The 16,983-nt window shown below is 58.4% G+C and carries 18 protein-coding genes; 10 read left to right on the top strand and 8 right to left on the bottom strand.

Going from position 1 to position 16,983, the window contains the following annotated elements:
• Positions 1 to 341: 341 nt before the first annotated feature.
• A complete protein-coding gene (gene tyrS / locus CD175_RS18450) occupies positions 342 to 1,541 on the bottom strand; it encodes a tyrosine--tRNA ligase (RefSeq protein WP_104449978.1) in 1,200 nt (399 codons plus the stop codon).
• 211 nt (positions 1,542 to 1,752) lie between these two features.
• Between tyrS and CD175_RS18455 the strand changes: the two genes are divergently transcribed.
• Both CD175_RS18455 and CD175_RS18460 read left to right on the top strand, forming a co-directional pair.
• A complete protein-coding gene (locus CD175_RS18455; protein WP_104450440.1) occupies positions 1,753 to 3,177 on the top strand; it encodes a peptidoglycan DD-metalloendopeptidase family protein in 1,425 nt (474 codons plus the stop codon).
• Between the two features lie 3 nt (positions 3,178 to 3,180).
• The gene (locus tag CD175_RS18460) at positions 3,181 to 4,272 is read left to right on the top strand and encodes an anhydro-N-acetylmuramic acid kinase (RefSeq protein WP_104449979.1); all 1,092 of its coding nucleotides are present in this window, start codon (positions 3,181 to 3,183) and stop codon (positions 4,270 to 4,272) included.
• A gap of 68 nt (positions 4,273 to 4,340) precedes the next feature.
• Here CD175_RS18460 and erpA read toward each other — a convergent pair whose 3' ends face one another.
• Positions 4,341 to 4,691, bottom strand: a complete 351-nt coding sequence (erpA, locus tag CD175_RS18465; protein ID WP_007906865.1) for an iron-sulfur cluster insertion protein ErpA — start codon at positions 4,689 to 4,691, stop codon at positions 4,341 to 4,343.
• Positions 4,692 to 4,857: 166 nt separating this feature from the next.
• Complete coding sequence (gene argC / locus CD175_RS18470) at positions 4,858 to 5,892, bottom strand: N-acetyl-gamma-glutamyl-phosphate reductase (protein ID WP_007980174.1); 1,035 nt, start codon at positions 5,890 to 5,892, stop codon at positions 4,858 to 4,860.
• A gap of 135 nt (positions 5,893 to 6,027) precedes the next feature.
• Here argC and hemJ point away from each other — a divergent pair, with 135 nt between their 5' ends.
• From hemJ to CD175_RS18510, 7 genes are all read left to right on the top strand, one after another.
• Positions 6,028 to 6,456, top strand: a complete 429-nt coding sequence (hemJ, locus tag CD175_RS18475; RefSeq protein WP_007980176.1) for a protoporphyrinogen oxidase HemJ — start codon at positions 6,028 to 6,030, stop codon at positions 6,454 to 6,456.
• Positions 6,457 to 6,489: 33 nt separating this feature from the next.
• Positions 6,490 to 7,458, top strand: coding sequence for an NAD(P)H-dependent flavin oxidoreductase (locus CD175_RS18480; RefSeq protein ID WP_104449980.1), 969 nt, complete (start codon positions 6,490 to 6,492; stop codon positions 7,456 to 7,458).
• A 93-nt stretch (positions 7,459 to 7,551) separates the two neighbouring features.
• Complete coding sequence (locus CD175_RS18485; protein WP_104449981.1) at positions 7,552 to 8,517, top strand: DUF805 domain-containing protein; 966 nt, start codon at positions 7,552 to 7,554, stop codon at positions 8,515 to 8,517.
• A 61-nt stretch (positions 8,518 to 8,578) separates the two neighbouring features.
• On the top strand, positions 8,579 to 9,367 hold the full coding sequence (locus CD175_RS18490) for an SDR family NAD(P)-dependent oxidoreductase (RefSeq protein ID WP_104449982.1): 789 nt from the start codon (positions 8,579 to 8,581) through the stop codon (positions 9,365 to 9,367).
• Positions 9,368 to 9,448: 81 nt separating this feature from the next.
• The gene (locus CD175_RS18495) at positions 9,449 to 9,787 is read left to right on the top strand and encodes a histidine triad nucleotide-binding protein (protein WP_007980184.1); all 339 of its coding nucleotides are present in this window, start codon (positions 9,449 to 9,451) and stop codon (positions 9,785 to 9,787) included.
• Between the two features lie 206 nt (positions 9,788 to 9,993).
• A complete protein-coding gene (coq7, locus tag CD175_RS18505) occupies positions 9,994 to 10,641 on the top strand; it encodes a 2-polyprenyl-3-methyl-6-methoxy-1,4-benzoquinone monooxygenase (protein WP_007980187.1) in 648 nt (215 codons plus the stop codon).
• A gap of 251 nt (positions 10,642 to 10,892) precedes the next feature.
• Positions 10,893 to 11,810 carry an IS110 family transposase gene (locus CD175_RS18510; RefSeq protein ID WP_104449984.1) on the top strand — a complete coding sequence of 306 codons (918 nt, stop codon included), beginning with the start codon at positions 10,893 to 10,895 and terminating at the stop codon, positions 11,808 to 11,810.
• A 102-nt stretch (positions 11,811 to 11,912) separates the two neighbouring features.
• Here CD175_RS18510 and speD read toward each other — a convergent pair whose 3' ends face one another.
• A complete protein-coding gene (speD, locus tag CD175_RS18515; protein ID WP_007980189.1) occupies positions 11,913 to 12,704 on the bottom strand; it encodes an adenosylmethionine decarboxylase in 792 nt (263 codons plus the stop codon).
• 239 nt (positions 12,705 to 12,943) lie between these two features.
• Entirely contained in the window at positions 12,944 to 13,366 is a 423-nt protein-coding gene (locus CD175_RS18520; protein WP_104449985.1) for an OsmC family protein, read from the bottom strand.
• A gap of 224 nt (positions 13,367 to 13,590) precedes the next feature.
• Here CD175_RS18520 and crp point away from each other — a divergent pair, with 224 nt between their 5' ends.
• A complete protein-coding gene (gene crp, locus CD175_RS18525; protein ID WP_104449986.1) occupies positions 13,591 to 14,235 on the top strand; it encodes a cAMP-activated global transcriptional regulator CRP in 645 nt (214 codons plus the stop codon).
• A gap of 10 nt (positions 14,236 to 14,245) precedes the next feature.
• Here the strand turns inward: crp and CD175_RS18530 are convergent, their stop codons facing one another.
• From CD175_RS18530 to trpD, 3 genes are all read right to left on the bottom strand, one after another.
• Positions 14,246 to 14,947 carry a lipoate--protein ligase family protein gene (locus CD175_RS18530; RefSeq protein ID WP_104449987.1) on the bottom strand — a complete coding sequence of 234 codons (702 nt, stop codon included), beginning with the start codon at positions 14,945 to 14,947 and terminating at the stop codon, positions 14,246 to 14,248.
• Between the two features lie 145 nt (positions 14,948 to 15,092).
• On the bottom strand, positions 15,093 to 15,929 hold the full coding sequence (gene trpC / locus CD175_RS18535; RefSeq protein ID WP_104449988.1) for an indole-3-glycerol phosphate synthase TrpC: 837 nt from the start codon (positions 15,927 to 15,929) through the stop codon (positions 15,093 to 15,095).
• Entirely contained in the window at positions 15,926 to 16,975 is a 1,050-nt protein-coding gene (trpD, locus tag CD175_RS18540) for an anthranilate phosphoribosyltransferase (protein WP_104449989.1), read from the bottom strand. The genes trpC and trpD overlap by 4 nt, the downstream gene beginning before the upstream one ends.
• Between the last annotated feature and the right edge of the window lie 8 nt (positions 16,976 to 16,983).

A 16,983-nucleotide genomic window follows, 5' to 3' on the forward strand; every position in this document is an offset into this window, starting at 1 on the left:
AAAGAGCGGTTGGTTAAGATCTTTCGTCTCAACCGAGGCGCGCATTCTACAGCAGCCTCATTTGCTGTCAAGTGATTTTTTTAAGAAGTTTTCAAGGAATCCTTAACAACTTCAACCACTTGCGCTTCAAATCTCTCATCAGCGGGAGGCGAATTCTACAGCGTTACTCGCTGCTGTCAACACCTCTTTTTCAACTTCCTTGGCGCTTCGATGACCTGAAGCAACCTGCTGCCGAAAACTGCGTAACTCTTTGTTTACCAAGGAGTTTTCCGTTTCGACTGCGCCGGAAGTGGGGCGAATTATAGGCTTCTAAAATTCGCCGTCAACACTTAATTTCAACTTTATTCAGCTTTGAGCGTAATACGCGCAAATGCCTTCTTGCCGGCCTGGCAAACATGGGTTGCACCCACTGCGTATATAAAGGTGCGATCAACCACGTCACCATCTATACGCACGCCACCCGAACCGAGAAGATCGCGCGCCATTGCCGAGTTCTTCACCAGGCCTGCCTTATTAAGGACGGCAGCAATCGGCATATCCTCGGCAGCAGTCAACTCGATCTCTGGCAGATCGTCCGGCAGCTCGCCATCCTTCATTCGGTTACCGGCAGCACGATGAGCATTGGCAGCAGCCTCTTCACCATGGAAGCGCGCAACGATCTCTTCAGCCAGCTTGATCTTGATGTCGCGCGGATTGGCACCCGCCTCCACATCAGCGCGGAACGCATTGATCTCATCCATGGAGCGGAAGCTGAGCAATTCGAAGTAGCGCCACATCAGCGCATCCGGAATGGAAACCAGCTTGCTGTACATCACACCCGGCGCTTCCTGGATGCCGACGTAGTTGCCCAAGGACTTGGACATCTTCTTCACGCCATCCAGACCTTCAAGCAGCGGCATGGTCAAGATGCACTGAGCTTCCTGGCCATAACCACGCTGCAGCTCACGCCCCATCAGCAGGTTGAACTTCTGATCGGTACCGCCGAGCTCGACGTCTGCGCGCAGAGCTACCGAGTCGTAACCCTGAACCAGCGGATAGAGGAACTCGTGAATGGCAATTGGCTGATTGGTCGTGTAGCGCTTGTCGAAGTCATCGCGCTCGAGCATGCGAGCCACGGTGTACTGCGAAGTCAGGCGAATGAAGTCGGCCGGCCCCATCTGATCCATCCAGGTGGAGTTGAAGGCCACTTCGGTTTTTGCCGGATCCAGAATCTTGAAGACCTGAGTCTTGTAGGTCTCGGCATTCTCGAGGACCTGTTCGCGAGTGAGCGGCGGACGCGTAGCACTCTTGCCGCTCGGATCGCCGATCATCCCGGTGAAGTCACCAATCAGGAAGATCACCTGATGCCCCAGCTCCTGGAACTGGCGCAGCTTATTAATAAGCACGGTGTGACCCAAGTGCAGGTCCGGAGCCGTTGGATCGAAGCCCGCCTTAATACGCAGCGGCTGGCCACGCTTGAGCTTTTCAATCAGCTCGGACTCGACCAACAGTTCTTCCGCACCACGTTTGATCAGCGCTAGCTGCTCTTCAACCGACTTCATAACAGACCCGCAAGGCTCAGATTCAAAGGGAACCAACCATACAAGATCGCGCGTCAAATACAAGGTTTGCCCGGCGCACGGACGCCAATCCGAAGGCAGGACACCTACGGACTTGCTTCAGAGATGATTTGGTTATATTTTATACAGTTATTTCATCTTCATCATGTCATTCATCTTTTCCAATTCATCTTTTTCAAAGTCAAAACCACTTATGACCAAAGAATCGTCTAAAGCGCCGCCGCTTTACCCGAAGACCCACCTGCTCGCCGCAAGTGGAATCGCCGCCCTTCTCAGCCTGGCGCTCCTGGTATTCCCTTCCAGCGATGTTGAAGCCAAAAAAACGACCCTGAGTCTTGAACTGGAAAGTCCTGCTGAACAACTGACACAAGATCAAGACGCTGCAGACGTCGTTCAAGCCACAAATGAACCCGCAACATCCCCTTTCGCGCAGATCGACAACAGCGCCGAGGACACTCAGGAAGCCGCTCAAGCCGAACCGGCGCCGGTCGTTGAAGTTGAAGAAAAGAAGCCGGCAAGCCACAGGGAAGTGATCGTCGCCAAGGGCGATACCCTCTCCACGCTGTTCGAGAAAGTCGGGCTTCCAGCTACTTCAGTGCATGAAATACTGGCCAGCGACAAGCAGGCCAAGCAGTTCAGCCAGCTCAAGCGTGGTCAAAAACTTGAATTCGAACTGAGCCCTGACGGCCAGTTGACCAACTTGCACAGCAAGCTCAACGACGTCGAAAGCATCAGCCTGACCAGGAACGACAAGGGCTACACGTTCAATCGCATCACTGCGAAACCGACCGTACGCTCCGCCTATGTTCATGGCGTGATCAACAGCTCGCTGTCGCAGTCCGCGGCCCGAGCGGGCCTGTCCCACAGCCTGACCATGGACATGGCCAGTGTGTTCGGCTACGACGTGGACTTCGCTCAGGACATTCGCCAGGGCGACGAATTCGACGTGATCTACGAGCAGAAAGTGGTCAACGGCAAGGCCGTCGGTAATGGCCCGATCCTGTCGGCGCGCTTTACCAACCGTGGCAAGACCTACACCGCCGTTCGCTACACCAACAAACAAGGCAACAGCAGCTACTACACCGCTGACGGCAACAGCATGCGCAAGGCGTTCATCCGCACACCGGTGGACTTCGCCCGCATCAGCTCGAAATTTTCCATGGGCCGCAAACACCCGATCCTGAACAAGATCCGCGCCCATAAAGGCGTCGACTATGCCGCACCGCGTGGTACGCCGATCAAGGCAGCCGGTGATGGCAAGGTCTTGCTGGCCGGTCGCCGTGGTGGCTACGGCAATACCGTCGTCCTCCAGCACGGCAATACCTACACCACGCTCTACGGCCACATGCAAGGCTTCGCCAAAGGCGTGAAGACTGGCGGCACGGTGAAGCAGGGCCAAGTGATTGGCTATATCGGCACCACAGGCCTCTCCACCGGCCCGCACCTGCACTACGAGTTCCAGGTCAATGGTGTGCACGTCGACCCGTTGGGCCAGAAACTGCCGATGGCCGATCCGATTGCCAAGGCCGAACGCGCACGCTTCCTCGCCCAAAGCCAGCCCCTGATGGCGCGCATGGATCAGGAAAAAGCCACGATGCTGGCTTCGAGCAAGCGTTAAGTCATGGCGCTCTATATAGGGGTGATGTCCGGGACCAGCCTTGATGGCCTGGATATCGCGCTGATCGAGCAAACCCCGGCGATCAGGCTGATCGCCTCCCACTACATCCCGATGCCCGATTCCCTGCGCGCCGAGCTGCTTGGCTTGTGCGCCAGCGGCCCGGACGAGATCGCCCGCTCCGCCATCGCCCAGCAGAACTGGGTGAAACTGGCAGCCCAAGGGATTCATGCCCTTCTCGCGCAGCAGCAACTGAAGCCTGACGACATTCGTGCGATTGGCAGTCATGGCCAGACCATCCGCCACGAACCGGCGCGCGGGTTCACCGTGCAGATCGGCAATCCGGCATTGCTGACGGAGCTGACTGGCATCACCGTGGTCAGCGATTTCCGCAGCCGCGATGTCGCTGCCGGCGGACAAGGTGCACCGCTGGTTCCCGCCTTTCACGAGGCTCTGTTTGAAGAACGGATCGGGAATCGTGCAGTACTGAACGTAGGCGGCTTCAGCAATCTCAGCCTTATCGAGCCCGGCAAACCTGTCGCCGGTTTCGACTGCGGGCCGGGCAATGTGCTGCTGGACGCCTGGATTCACCAGCAACGCGGCGACCACTTTGACCGTGACGGCCAATGGGCTGCCAGCGGCAACATTCAACCGGTGCTGTTGAATGCGCTGCTGAGTGACCCGTTCTTCGTGACCAAAGGCCCGAAGAGTACCGGGCGGGAAGTGTTCAACCTGCCATGGCTGACGCAGCACCTGGCGCAGCTGCCAGCCTTCTGCGCCGAAGATGTTCAGGCGACGCTGCTTGAACTGACCGCACTGACCATCATCGAATCACTGCAAAGCGCCCAGGCAGACACGCAGGAACTGCTGGTTTGCGGCGGCGGCGCCCACAACACGGCCTTGATGAACCGCCTGGCCAGCCTCCTGCCAAACGCCAGTGTCAGCAGCACCGCGACTTACGGTGTAGACCCCGACTGGGTCGAAGCCATGGCCTTCGCGTGGCTGGCTCATTGTTGCCTCGAAAGCATCGCGGCCAACCGTCCGAGCGTTACCGGTGCCCGTGGATTGCGCGTACTCGGCGCCATCTACCCCGCATAAATCCTCCACACAGCAAAACGCCGCAAGACCCTGAGGCCGTGCGGCGTTCTGTGAAACAGGCGCGCTGATCAGATCGAGAACGAAGACCCGCAGCCACAGGTGGTGGTCGCATTCGGGTTCTTGATGACGAAGCGCGAACCTTCCAGACCTTCCTGGTAGTCCACCTCGGCACCGGCCAGGTACTGGAAGCTCATCGGATCGACCACCAGGCTCACGCCTTCGCGTTCGACGATGGTGTCGTCATCGGCCACTTCCTCATCGAAAGTGAAACCGTACTGAAAACCTGAACAACCGCCGCCCGTAACGAATACGCGCAGCTTCAAGCGATCATTCCCCTCTTCATCGACCAGGCTCTTCACCTTGTGCGCGGCACCGTGGGTGAATTGCAAAGCCGTGGGGGTGAAGGATTCGACGCTCATGCTGACTATCTCCCGGCGTTACGCCGTCATATTGCGTGATGACGCGCATTATCCGCTTCTCCTAGAAAAGCGGTCAACTATTGTTATGGTATATCAACCAATCCGATCGCCGGCCCGAAATGCAAAAAGGCCCGTCAGACGGGCCTTTTGCTGTACGCGAAAAACCTTACGGCAGCATGCCGGCGTGGGAGAGGCCCAGGCGCTCATCCAGCCCGAACAGAATGTTCATGTTCTGCACGGCCTGACCCGACGCCCCTTTGACCAGGTTGTCGATCACCGACAGCACCACCACCAGATCACCGTCCTGAGGGCGATGCACGGCAATACGACAGACGTTGGCACCCCGCACGCTACGCGTCTCCGGATGGCTGCCGGCCGGCATGACATCGACGAACGGTTCGTTGGCATAACGCTTTTCAAACAACGCCTGCAGGTCCACCGAGCGATCAACAACAGTGGCGTAGAGCGTCGAGTGAATGCCGCGAATCATCGGTGTCAGGTGCGGAACGAAGGTCAGTCCGACGTCCTTGCCCGCTGCACGACGCAACCCCTGGCGGATTTCCGGCAAATGACGGTGACCTTTGACGGCATAGGCCTTCATGCTTTCCGACGTCTCGGAGTACAGCGAACCTACGGAAGCACCACGACCGGCACCGCTGACACCGGATTTGCAGTCAGCAATCAGATGCGCAGCATCGGCCAGGCCGGCTTCGAGCAATGGCAGGAAACCCAATTGCGTTGCAGTTGGGTAGCAGCCCGGCACGGCAATCAGACGCGCTTTCTTGATCTGCTCGCGATTGACTTCCGGCAAGCCGTAGACCGCTTCGTCCAACAACTCCGGTGCACCGTGCGGCTGGCCGTACCACTTGGCCCATTCATCGGCGTCTTGCAGACGGAAGTCGGCCGACAGGTCGATAACCTTGGTCCCGGCCGCCAGCAGTTCGCCCGCCAGGGCATGGGCAACACCGTGCGGCGTGGCGAAGAACACCACATCACAGGCACCCAGGGTCTTGATGTCCGGAACGCTGAACGCCAGGCCGTCGTAATGGCCTCGCAGGTTCGGGTACATGTCGGCTACGGCCAGGCCAGCCTCGGATCGGGAAGTGATGACAACCACCTCAGCTTGCGGATGTTGCGCCAACAGACGCAGCAGTTCGACACCGGTGTAACCCGTGCCGCCGACGATACCGACCTTGACCATAAACCTGCCCTCAACGAACCCACTGGAAAGCCGACGATAATAGGGGCCGCGCGCCCCTGCGACAACCGTCAAGGTGACGTGCGGACGCTCAAGCCTCTACTATTCCCATTACCGTGAATTGGGGAATAACCAAAAATGCTTTATCTGTGGCTCAAAGCGTTACATATCGTCAGCGTCGTGTGCTGGTTTGCCGGCCTGTTCTACCTGCCACGACTGTTCGTTTATCACGCACAAAGTGAAGACACGATCAGCAAGGAACGCTTCAGCGTCATGGAGCGCAAGCTGTACCGGGGCATCATGGGCCCGGCGATGATCGCCACGTTGATCTTCGGCGGCTGGCTCATCTACCTCAATCCAGGCATCTTCAGCCAGGGTGGCTGGATACACGCCAAACTGACCCTGGTCGTGTTGCTGATCGGCTATCACCACATGTGCGGCGCCCAGGTAAAACGTTTTGCCCGTGGCGAAAACACCCGCAGCCATGTCTTTTATCGCTGGTTCAATGAGGTTCCGGTTCTGATATTGCTGGCAATCGTAATTCTGGTCGTCGTTCGGCCGTTCTAAATCCAATAGACACCACTCACCGGGGTACTTCCAATGTCGCTGCCCGCTCTGCTCGAACAATGTTTGCGTCTGCCTGTGGTGGCTGCGCCGATGTTCCTGATTTCCAATCCGCAATTGGTACTCGCCTGTTGTCGTCAGGGCGTGGTCGGCAGCTTCCCGGCGCTGAACCAGCGCGAAAGCAGCGGCTTCAAGGCCTGGCTGGAAGAGATCGAAGCCGGGCTGGCGACAATGGAAAACCCCGCGCCTTATGCCGTGAACCTGATCGTGCATAACAGCAATCCACGCTTACAGGCAGACCTGGAGATCTGTGTAGAGCACAAAGTGCCGATCGTGATCACCAGCCTCGGCGCCGTGAAAGAACTGGTCGATGCGGTGCACAGCTACGGCGGTCTGGTGTTCCATGATGTGACAACACGTCGTCATGCCGAGAAAGCGGCCGAAGCCGGCGTGGATGGATTGATTGCCGTGGCGGCCGGGGCCGGCGGACACGCCGGGACCTGGAGCCCGTTCTCGCTGATTGCCGAAATCCGCCAGTTCTTCGACAAGATCCTGTTGCTGGCCGGCTGTTTGAACCACGGGCATGAAGTTCTTGCCGCGCAATTACTCGGCGCGGATCTGGCCTACTTTGGCACTCGGTTTATCGGCACGACCGAAAGTCACGCGCCCGACGCCTACAAAGAAATGCTGCTGACATCCAAAGCCGCAGACATCATCCATACGCCAGCCGTGTCAGGTGTCCCCGCGAGTTTCATGCGCCAGAGCCTGGAAGCCGCCGGTTTCGACATGGCCGCGTTGCAGGGCAAGGGCGAGATCAACTTCGGTTCCAAGCTCAAACCCGTGAGCGATGAGGCCAAAGCCTGGAAAACCGTTTGGTCTGCAGGCCAGGGCGTGGGAGAAATCGAGGACTTGCCGAGTGTCGAGCAGTTGATTGCACGTCTCGACGCCGAGTACCGCCAGGCCCTGGAGCATGCCGCCCAGCTGCCAAAACGCTGGCCGCGCTGACAGTAAATCTTGGCCAGCCCCGCCCGGCTGGCCTTACACTCACCCGGGCACAACCTTCTTCTTTCAACCTCTCGCGACAAGGATGCCTCGCACATGGGCGAAAATCGTTTCAAGATCATCTTTGAAGGTGCCTTGCTGCCCGGTGTCGACATCACCACGGCAAAACTTAATCTCGCCGATTTGTTCAAAAGCGATGTCACGGCCATCGAGCGCTTGTTCACCGGGCGCCCGGTAGCGCTCAAACGCAACCTGTCGCAGGCCGACGCCCAGACCTATCTCCAGGCGCTGAGCAAGACCGGTATCGACGCGCGCATCGAAGCCGAAACACCGATCGAGTTGAACCTCGCCGACGTGCATGACCATACCCCGGCCAGCAGCCAGGCGGCATTGGCAGAACCGCAGTCTCCTTACGCTCCGCCTCGCGCGCCTGTTGGCGAAGCCGTGGCGGAATTCGCCACGCTCAAGCCATTCAGTTTCGATGGCCGTATCGGTCGATTGCGTTACCTCGCCTGGACGCTGGTGCTGACACTGGTGCTCTCGGCTGTTTGCGGGGTGTTTGCATTGGTCGCTCTGGCCCTCATCGGTGCGGATTCAACCGCCGGCCTGATCCTGGGCGGCTTGCTGGCCCTGATCCTGTTTGTCGGATTTGCCTTCGTCAGTATCCAGATCACCGTTCAACGATTGCATGATGTCGGCTGGTCCGGCTGGCTGTGGTTGCTGAACCTGGTGCCGTTTGTGGGTACTTTCTTTCCGTTCGTGACCATGGTTGTACCGGGCAACGAGCTGGCCAACCGCTACGGTCCACCGCCTCCGCCGAACAGCACCGCGGTCAAAGTATTGTCTTCGCTGTGGCTGGTCGTCATCGCTCTGATCCTGGTCGGCTCCCTGGCCGGTGGTCTCTCGGCGATACAGGAAGAATACGAAAACGCCGCCCAGAGCAGCTACGACAGCAGTTCGGTCACCACCGATGAAATCGACGTCGAGGTCGAACCGGTGCCAAATTCCTCCGACGATGCAGCCGAAGAGGCCCAGCCCCCTGTAGACTCTGCGAAAGAATGAACAGCGCTCCTGGCCCGTGACACCTGCGTCGCGGCGCGGAGCTGTTGCGATGGAGAACTGCATGACCCGTTACGCTCTGATCACTGGCGCCTCCAGCGGCATCGGCCTGGCAATGGCCGAAGCGCTGGCCCGGCGCGGCCGCAGCCTGATTCTGGTGGCCCGACAACGTGATCAGCTGGAAAGCATTGCGATTGAATTGACCCAAAGGTTCGGCGTGGAAGTGCTGTTCCGTGCCTGTGACCTGGGCGAACCGTTGCGCCTGTCCGGATTCCTGCTGGAGCTGGAAGAAGGCGACCGGCAGATCGATCTGTTGGTCAATTGCGCCGGTATCGGTACATGCGGCCCGTTTCTGGCGCAGGACTGGATGACCGAGCAAGACTTGATCGAAGTGAACATCCTCGCCCTCACCCGCCTGTGCCATGCCATCGGCAACAGCATGGCGCTGCAAGGTGGCGGGCAGATTCTGAATGTGGCCTCGGTGGCAGCGTTTCAACCGGGACCGTGGATGAGCACCTATTACGCCAGCAAGGCCTATGTGCTGCACTTTTCCGAGGGATTGCGCGTCGAGCTGAAAAAGTGCGCGATCAAGGTTTCGGTGCTCTGCCCCGGGCCGACCCGCACAGCGTTCTTCCGTACCGCACAGCTCAACAGCGACAAACTGACCAACAGCAAACTGTTGATGAGCCCCGAGGAAGTGGCGCTCTACACTGTGCGCGCTCTGGAAAAGAATCAAGCGATCATTATTCCGGGACGGCGCAACCGCTGGTTCGCCTTCCTGCCAAGGCTCGGCTCGCGCTGGCTGACTCGCACAATCGCCGGCATGGTCAACAAGGCTTACTGCCCGCGCTGATCCCCATTCAAGGTAAAAGGCTGGGCGCTGGCATACGCCATGAGTACACTCAGGCCAGCCCAAACAACGGAGAAAACAGCTGTGGATACTCTGTTCACCAAGATCATCAACCGGGAAATCCCGGCGAAGATCATTTACGAGGACGACCAGGTACTGGCCTTCCACGACATTTCCCCACAGGCACCGGTACATTTCCTGGTGATCCCGAAGAAGCCGGTTCGCACCCTGAACGATCTGACAGAGGACGACAAGGCACTGGCCGGACACATTCTGTTCACCGCCCAGCGCCTGGCCCTGGAACTGGGCTGCGAAAAAGGCTTCCGCGTCGTCATGAACTGCAATGAAGAAGGCGGGCAAACCGTCTACCACATTCATATGCATGTGCTGGGTCAGCGCCAGATGCACTGGCCGCCGGGCTGATAGCGGGCTTGCTCGCGAAGACGGAGTATCAGCCAGCATAAATGCTGAATGTCAGACCCTCTTCGCGAGCAAGTCGGATCGCCGCACCGCCGCTCCCACAAAAGGCATCACAACACTGTCACAGCCTCTGCATCACAATGACCCAGCGCAAACCATCCCCGGCCGATTGGGTTAAACTGGCCGCCGAAATTCCCCCGGAGGTCAGCATGACTACCCAACGTCACTACTCGCCCATTGACCGCCTTCTGCTGCAAGCCGATGCCGCGATGCGCACCTTGCTGCCCTTCAGCGGCCAGCCGTACCGTCCGTCGCCAGCAATCGTGCAGCCCGATGCAAAAATGAGCGACGAAGACACGCGCCACGTTGCCGGCCTGATGCGCATCAACCATACCGGCGAAGTCTGCGCCCAGGCGCTTTATCAGGGGCAGGCGCTGACCGCCAGACTGCCGCAGGTGCGTGCCGCCATGGAACATGCCGCCGAAGAAGAAATCGATCATCTGGTCTGGTGCGAACAACGCATCCATCAACTGGGCAGCCACACCAGCATCCTCAATCCGCTGTTTTATGGCATGTCGTTCGGAATTGGCGCTGTGGCCGGCCTGATCAGCGACAAAGTCAGCCTGGGCTTCGTGGCGGCAACGGAAGACCAGGTGTGCAAACACCTGAACGAACATCTGGAGCAATTGCCGGCCGAGGATGAAAAATCCCGGGCGATTCTTGAGCAGATGCGTATCGATGAAGAGCAGCATGCCGAAAGCGCGCTGGAGGCTGGCGGGTTCCGCTTTCCGGCGCCGGTGAAGTTCGGGATGAGCCTGATGGCCAAGGTGATGACCAAGAGTACTTATCGGATCTGATTTCCCGGTCGCCTGTGAGGGCCTCTTCGCGGGCAAGCCCGCTTGTGTCTAGATCTAGGGATAAGCTCTGGGGTGAGAGAGGTGGATGGCAAGCTGTGAGTCCGCGGTGCTAAAAGCACGTGTGGGAGCCAAGCTGCCATCCACCTTTCCACTCTGGCCCATAAGCCCGAACAGTTGGACGAGCGCCACTCGAATCACAAGCGTGGGCAAAGCCAGAGCACTCTCACTCCTGAGTGTAAGAGGGTTTTGCCATGATTTCCTGGGTCGGCATCGATATCTCCAAATCAAACCTGGTTGTATGGGTTCAACCTCAAGGTGAAGGTTTTGACCTTCCCAATACGTCAGAAGGCTTTGTTGAGCTGATTGAGCGCCTGAGCCAGTACGAGGTTGACCGGGTTCTGCTGGAGGCCACCGGTGGGTACGAATGCAAGGTCATGGCGGCGCTGCAAGGCGCCAACTTCAAAGTGCTTAGAATCAATCCCCGCCGGGCCAGGGCCTTCGCCGTGGCCATGGGCAAGAATGCCAAGACCGATCCCATCGACGCGGCCGTGCTGGCGGACTTCGCTGAAGTGCTGCATGCATCCCGCGACAAAATCATTTCGCCGGAACGTGAAGCACTGCGCGAGTTGATCCAGTTGCACGAGCAGTTTGTTCAGCAACGAGACGACAACAAGCGCCGGCTTCAGCAAGTTCAACTACCCGCTGTTACCGTGGCGATCAAAGGTCTTGTTCACTACCTGCAAGTGCAGATCAAGCAGCTCGATAAAACCATCCATCAGAGCATGCATGAGCTGGATGCCGAAAAAGCCGAGCGACTCATTTCCGTTAAAGGCATCGGTACGGTGGCCACAGCCAGCTTGCTGGTTTATCTGCCCGAATTGGGAGCGCTTGATCGTCGTGAAGTGGCGGCCTTGGCGGGAATTGCGCCGTACAACGACGACAGCGGCAATCACAGCGGAAAACGTCAAATCTACGGAGGCAGAGCCCGCGTCAGACGTGCGCTTTACATGTCTTGCTGGGTCGTGATCCGTCATCAGCCAGACTTCAAGGCACGTTATGACGCTCTTCGGGAGCGAGGCAAGAGCGCGAAAGTCGCGCTCATCGCCTGCATGCGGATCCTACTGATCAGGCTGAATGCCATGTTGCGGGACGGCACCGAGTGGCGGTGACGAGTGGCAGGGGGAAGACAGTTGCTCCCACAGGGGCCGCGTTTCGGCAATAAAAAAGGCGACTGCCGTGAGGGAGTCGCCTTTTTTTTGTGTTCGAGAGCCTTACGCCATATTGCGCGCGTAGAAGATTTCGAGCATTTCGTGTTTCACCCGCTCGGTCACCTGGGCACGTTGCTCAGAGGACAGGTTGCTGGTGGCATCACCGAACAGGTAGTTATCCAGTTCGAAGTTCTTCAGCAGCATTTTGGTGTGGAACAGGTTTTCCTGGTACACGTTCACGTCGGTCATCTGGTACGCGTCGCGAGTGTCATCGGAGAGATAGTTCTGGATCGAGTTTATCTCGTGGTCGATGAAGTGCTTTTTGCCTTCAACGTCACGGGTGAAGCCGCGCACACGGTAGTCCACGGTCACGATGTCCGAATCGAACTGGTGAATCAGGAAGTTGAGCGCTTTAAGCGGTGAAATGACCCCGCAAGTCGACACGTCGATGTCTACACGGAAGGTTGCAATACCGCTGACCGGATGGATTTCCGGGTAGGTGTGCACCGTGATGTGGCTCTTGTCGAGGTGGGCCAGAATGATTTCGGGCAGCGGGCCCGGAGACTCTTCGATCTGACTGTCGGTCGGGGTTACCGGCTCTTCGGAGATCAGGATCGTGACGCTGGCGCCCTGCGGCTCATAGTCCTGACTGGCAATGTTCAGGATGTTGGCACCAATGATATCGACAACTTCCGTGAGGATCTGCGTCAGGCGTTTCGCGTTGTACTCTTTATTGATGTACTCGACGTATGCCTGCTGGTCTTGCGGGGTTTCCGCGTAGCAGATGTCATAGATGTTGAAGCTCAAGGTCTTTGTCAGGTTATTGAACCCGTGGAGCTTGAGTTTGCTTTTCACCGTTAAAAACTCTCTATGTGTTTGCGGCGCGGCCGCGTGATCAAGCATGCCCGTCAGATGCGAACAACGCACCTGCGTAGGACGGTTAACACCTCTTCGCGATGGCGATTTTGGTTGTCTGTTCGGGTGCGAGGCCTGTCGGCTGACGGGCCACTACCCTGAAAAAAGTGGCGCATTATGCAGACGTCAGCTTGTGTTCGCCAGAGTCTGCACTGCTTTTATGATAGTTGAATGTCGATTCAACCGAGCTCGATGATCTCGTAGTCGTGGGTAATTGCCACGCCTGCCGCGCCAAGCATGATCGAGGCCGAGCAATACTTCTCGGCAGACAATTCGATGGCGCGCTTGACCTGGGCTTCTTTCAGCCCGCGGCCCTTGACCACGAAGTGCATGTGGACTTTGGTGAACACCTTTGGATCTTCGGTCGCACGCTCGGCTTCGAGGAAGGCTTCGCAGCTTTCGACCGCCTGGCGGGATTTCTTGAGGATGCTGACCACATCGAAATTGCTGCAACCGCCGACACCCAGCAGCAGCATTTCCATCGGCCGGACACCCAGGTTACGTCCGCCGGCATCGGGCGGACCGTCCATGACCACGACATGACCGCTACCGGATTCGCCGAGGAACATGGCTTCGCCAGCCCATTGGATGCGTGCCTTCATCGCCAAGACTCCACTGTATAAAAAAGGGTCGCCAGCTTAGCACAGCCCCCGAGATTGACAGCGCCCGCCGTCCTAGGACATATCCCACTGCCTTGTAGGTAAATGCTCGAATATTTCAGGAAGTGTCTGGTAAGCTGACGCCAATTCAATGGCGCATGGCCAGCTTTGCTCCAGCGTTCGCTATTTATAAAAACCACACCGTGCAGTCTTTTCGGGATACAACCATGGTTGCTATTGCCCCCAACCCCAAGCTCAAGAACCTCGACAAGCTGTTGATGCATTGCCAGCGCCGCCGCTATCAGGCCAAGAGCAACATCATTTGTGCCGGTGACCGCTCGGAAACACTGTTCTTCATCATCAAAGGCTCAGTCACCATCCTGATCGAGGATGACGACGGGCGGGAAATGATCATTTCCTACCTGAACGCCGGGGACTTTTTCGGTGAGTTGGGCCTGTTTGAGCAAGCCGGCCTGGAGCAGGAGCGCAGTGCCTGGGTGCGGGCCAAGGTCGAATGCGAAGTCGCGGAAATCAGCTACGCAAAATTCCGCGAGTTGTCCCAGCAAGACCCGGACATTCTTTACGTCCTCAGCGGACAAATCGCACAGCGCCTGCGCAACACCACGCGCAAGGTCGGTGACCTGGCATTCTTTGACGTGACCGGCCGCGTTGCCCGCTGCCTGCTGGAGCTGTGCAAACAGCCAGACGCCATGACCCACCCCGACGGCATGCAAATCAAGGTGACCCGTCAGGAAATCGGGCGGATTGTCGGTTGTTCCCGGGAGATGGTCGGTCGCGTGCTCAAGGATCTGGAAGAACGCAACCTGGTGGACGTCAAAGGCAAGACCATGGTGGTCTTCGGCACGCGCTAAGCGCGAAAACCTAGCCGCTGAACATCTGTGCCAACATCAACCGATAGAGTTCGTCGAGGCGCGCGAGTGCATCGGGTGCCGTGAACTTCTCATGCAATGCGATGTGGCTTTCGGCGCGTACTCGTTGTTCCAGACCACAGGCCTCGTTGAAGCGATTGACCGCGGCGACCATTGACACCCGGTCGTTATCCATCAACATCGCACCGTGCACCAGGCCCACCGGACGCTGACCACCCTGGCTCTGGCGCCAGCGCTGGGCGGTGCCAACCATTTTGCGCCCGTCGAGGTTGACGTTGAAGCGGCCATCGCAGAACGCACCGTCGATTTCGCCAAGGGACGACGAGCCACCCAATTCATCCAGCAACTGGCAGATAGGGTCGCAGAGGCGCCGGTAACCGGTTTCGATGCGGTTCAAATCACCTTCGCTGCGTGGTGGCGCGTAAACCAGGGCGATATTGATCGTGGTGGCGGATTGTGGAACCGGTTCGCCGCCGGTATCGCGCAGCAGCACCGGCCAACTTGCCGCCGCCGACACTTCACAGGCAGCCTCGAAACCCGGCAAGCGATTCAAGCGGCGCGGCATAACCAATGCCTGATCACTCGGCTGCCAGAACAACAGGCCGAACTCCGCGTCGCCGGCACACACCGAGGCCAGCAGATCCTGTTCGGCTTGCAGGCCGGCTTCGATGGTCAGGGAAACAGGTGAGGTCATAAGGTCTTCCATAGGACGGTCAGTCTGTGGTGCGTCTTATGCCGCCATCGCGAGCAGGCTCGCTCCCACATTGGATCTCAAGTGGTATCAGGCTCCTTGTGGGAGCGAGCCTGCTCGCGATGGGGTCGACTCGGTCTGTGAGTAATCAGTCGAGGGTCGAGCCGCTGACTGGAACGCCACGCTCGGGGAAGAACAGTCGCTGCAATTCGGTACCCGGGCTTTCGGCGCGCATGAACGCTTCGCCGACCAGGAACGCGTAGACGTCGCTGATTTCCATCAGTTCGACATCGGCGCGGTTGAGAATGCCGCTCTCGGTGATGACCAGACGATCGCGCGGAATACGCGGCAATAGGTCGAGGGTGGTTTCCAGGCTGACATCGAAGGTGTGCAGGTTGCGGTTGTTCACGCCAACCAGCGGAGTGTCGAGGGTTTTCAAGGCCCGCTCCAGCTCGTCGCCGTCGTGGACTTCCACCAGCACGTCGAGGTTGACGCTTTTGGCCACGGCCGCCAGTTCGGCCATTTTCACGTCATCCAGCGCGGAAACGATCAACAGCACGCAATCGGCACCCAGGGCCCTGGCTTCGACGATCTGGTAGGGGTCGATCATGAAGTCCTTGCGGATCACCGGCAGCTGACACGCTGCGCGGGCCTGCTGCAGGTACGCATCGGCGCCCTGGAAGTAGTCGATGTCGGTCAGTACCGACAGGCAGGTCGCACCGCCCTTCTCGTAGCTTCTGGCGATATCGGCGGGAACGAAGTTCTCGCGGATCACGCCTTTGCTCGGCGAAGCCTTCTTGATTTCAGCAATGACTGCCGGTTGCTTCAGCTTGGCCTGAGCCAGCAATGCCTTGGCAAAACCACGAGGTGCATCGGCCATCCTGGCCAGGTTTTCCAGCTCGGCGAGGCTGACACGAGCGCTGCGCTCGGCCACTTCCTCGACTTTGCGCGCCAGAATCTTTTCCAGAACCGTCGGTACACTCATCCTTCATTCTCCACTTTGAATACCGCGGTAAATGCACCCAATTCCTCTAGCTTTTCTCGAGCGAGGCCGGTGTGCAGCGCATCGTGCGCAAGTGCAACTCCCTCCTTCAAACTGCTGGCATGGTCGGCCGCATACAGGGCGGCACCGGCATTGAGCATGATCATTTCGGCCGCTTTCTGACCGTTTTCGGTCTTGCGCTTGCCCAAGGCATCGCGAATCAGCTCCAGGGACGCCGCCGGGCTTTCCACGGCCAGACCATGCAGGCTCTGGCTCTTCATGCCCAGGTCTTCCGGTTCGACCCAATACTCGGTGATCTGGCCATCCTTCAGCTCAGCGACAAACGTCGGTGCGGCCAGGCTGAATTCATCCAGGCCATCCTTCGAATGCACCACCAGCACATGCTTGCTGCCCAGACGCTGCAACACTTCCGCCAACGGCCGGCACAAGGCCTGGGTGAATACGCCTACCACCTGATGCTTCACACCGGCCGGATTCGTAAGCGGGCCGAGCATGTTGAACAAAGTGCGCAAGCCCAGTTCTCGACGCGGGCTGGCGGCGTATTTCATCGCAGAGTGATGAGTCTGGGCAAACATGAAACCAATACCAACGTTGTCAATGCAGCGCGCCACTTGCACCGGCGTCAGGTTCAGGTAGATGCCGGCCGCCTCCAGCAGATCGGCGCTACCGCTCTTGCCCGAGACTGCACGGTTGCCATGCTTGGCCACGGTGCAGCCAGCAGCGGCAACCACGAAAGCGGAAGCGGTCGACACGTTGAAGATATTGGCGCCGTCGCCGCCAGTACCCACCACATCGACTACACCGTCGAGGGTCTTGAGTTCGACCTTGTCCGCCAGTTCGCGCATCACCGACACCGCGCCGACGATTTCGTCGATGCTTTCGCTCTTCATGCGCATGGCCATCATGAACGCACCAATCTGTGCGTCCGTGCATTGACCGGTCATGATTTCGCGCATCACATCGCGCATTTCATCGGTGCTGAGGTCGAGGTGATCGACGACACGGCTCAGGGCTGTCTTGATATTCATGATGAGTC

The sequence above is a fragment of the Pseudomonas laurylsulfatiphila genome, from assembly GCF_002934665.1.
GTDB classification, from domain to species: domain Bacteria; phylum Pseudomonadota; class Gammaproteobacteria; order Pseudomonadales; family Pseudomonadaceae; genus Aquipseudomonas; species Aquipseudomonas laurylsulfatiphila.

Bases quoted from the DNA above. Each gene is read 5' to 3' on its own strand.
- tyrS (WP_104449978.1), bottom strand. From the start codon at position 1,541: ATGAAGTCGGTTGAAGAGCAGCTAGCGCTGATCAAACGTGGTGCGGAA.
- CD175_RS18455 (WP_104450440.1), top strand. From the start codon at position 1,753: ATGACCAAAGAATCGTCTAAAGCGCCGCCGCTTTACCCGAAGACCCAC.
- CD175_RS18460 (WP_104449979.1), top strand. From the start codon at position 3,181: ATGGCGCTCTATATAGGGGTGATGTCCGGGACCAGCCTTGATGGCCTG.
- erpA (WP_007906865.1), bottom strand. From the start codon at position 4,691: ATGAGCGTCGAATCCTTCACCCCCACGGCTTTGCAATTCACCCACGGT.
- argC (WP_007980174.1), bottom strand. From the start codon at position 5,892: ATGGTCAAGGTCGGTATCGTCGGCGGCACGGGTTACACCGGTGTCGAA.
- hemJ (WP_007980176.1), top strand. From the start codon at position 6,028: ATGCTTTATCTGTGGCTCAAAGCGTTACATATCGTCAGCGTCGTGTGC.
- CD175_RS18480 (WP_104449980.1), top strand. From the start codon at position 6,490: ATGTCGCTGCCCGCTCTGCTCGAACAATGTTTGCGTCTGCCTGTGGTG.
- CD175_RS18485 (WP_104449981.1), top strand. From the start codon at position 7,552: ATGGGCGAAAATCGTTTCAAGATCATCTTTGAAGGTGCCTTGCTGCCC.
- CD175_RS18490 (WP_104449982.1), top strand. From the start codon at position 8,579: ATGACCCGTTACGCTCTGATCACTGGCGCCTCCAGCGGCATCGGCCTG.
- coq7 (WP_007980187.1), top strand. From the start codon at position 9,994: ATGACTACCCAACGTCACTACTCGCCCATTGACCGCCTTCTGCTGCAA.
- CD175_RS18510 (WP_104449984.1), top strand. From the start codon at position 10,893: ATGATTTCCTGGGTCGGCATCGATATCTCCAAATCAAACCTGGTTGTA.
- CD175_RS18520 (WP_104449985.1), bottom strand. From the start codon at position 13,366: ATGAAGGCACGCATCCAATGGGCTGGCGAAGCCATGTTCCTCGGCGAA.
- crp (WP_104449986.1), top strand. From the start codon at position 13,591: ATGGTTGCTATTGCCCCCAACCCCAAGCTCAAGAACCTCGACAAGCTG.
- CD175_RS18530 (WP_104449987.1), bottom strand. From the start codon at position 14,947: ATGACCTCACCTGTTTCCCTGACCATCGAAGCCGGCCTGCAAGCCGAA.
- trpC (WP_104449988.1), bottom strand. From the start codon at position 15,929: ATGAGTGTACCGACGGTTCTGGAAAAGATTCTGGCGCGCAAAGTCGAG.
- trpD (WP_104449989.1), bottom strand. From the start codon at position 16,975: ATGAATATCAAGACAGCCCTGAGCCGTGTCGTCGATCACCTCGACCTC.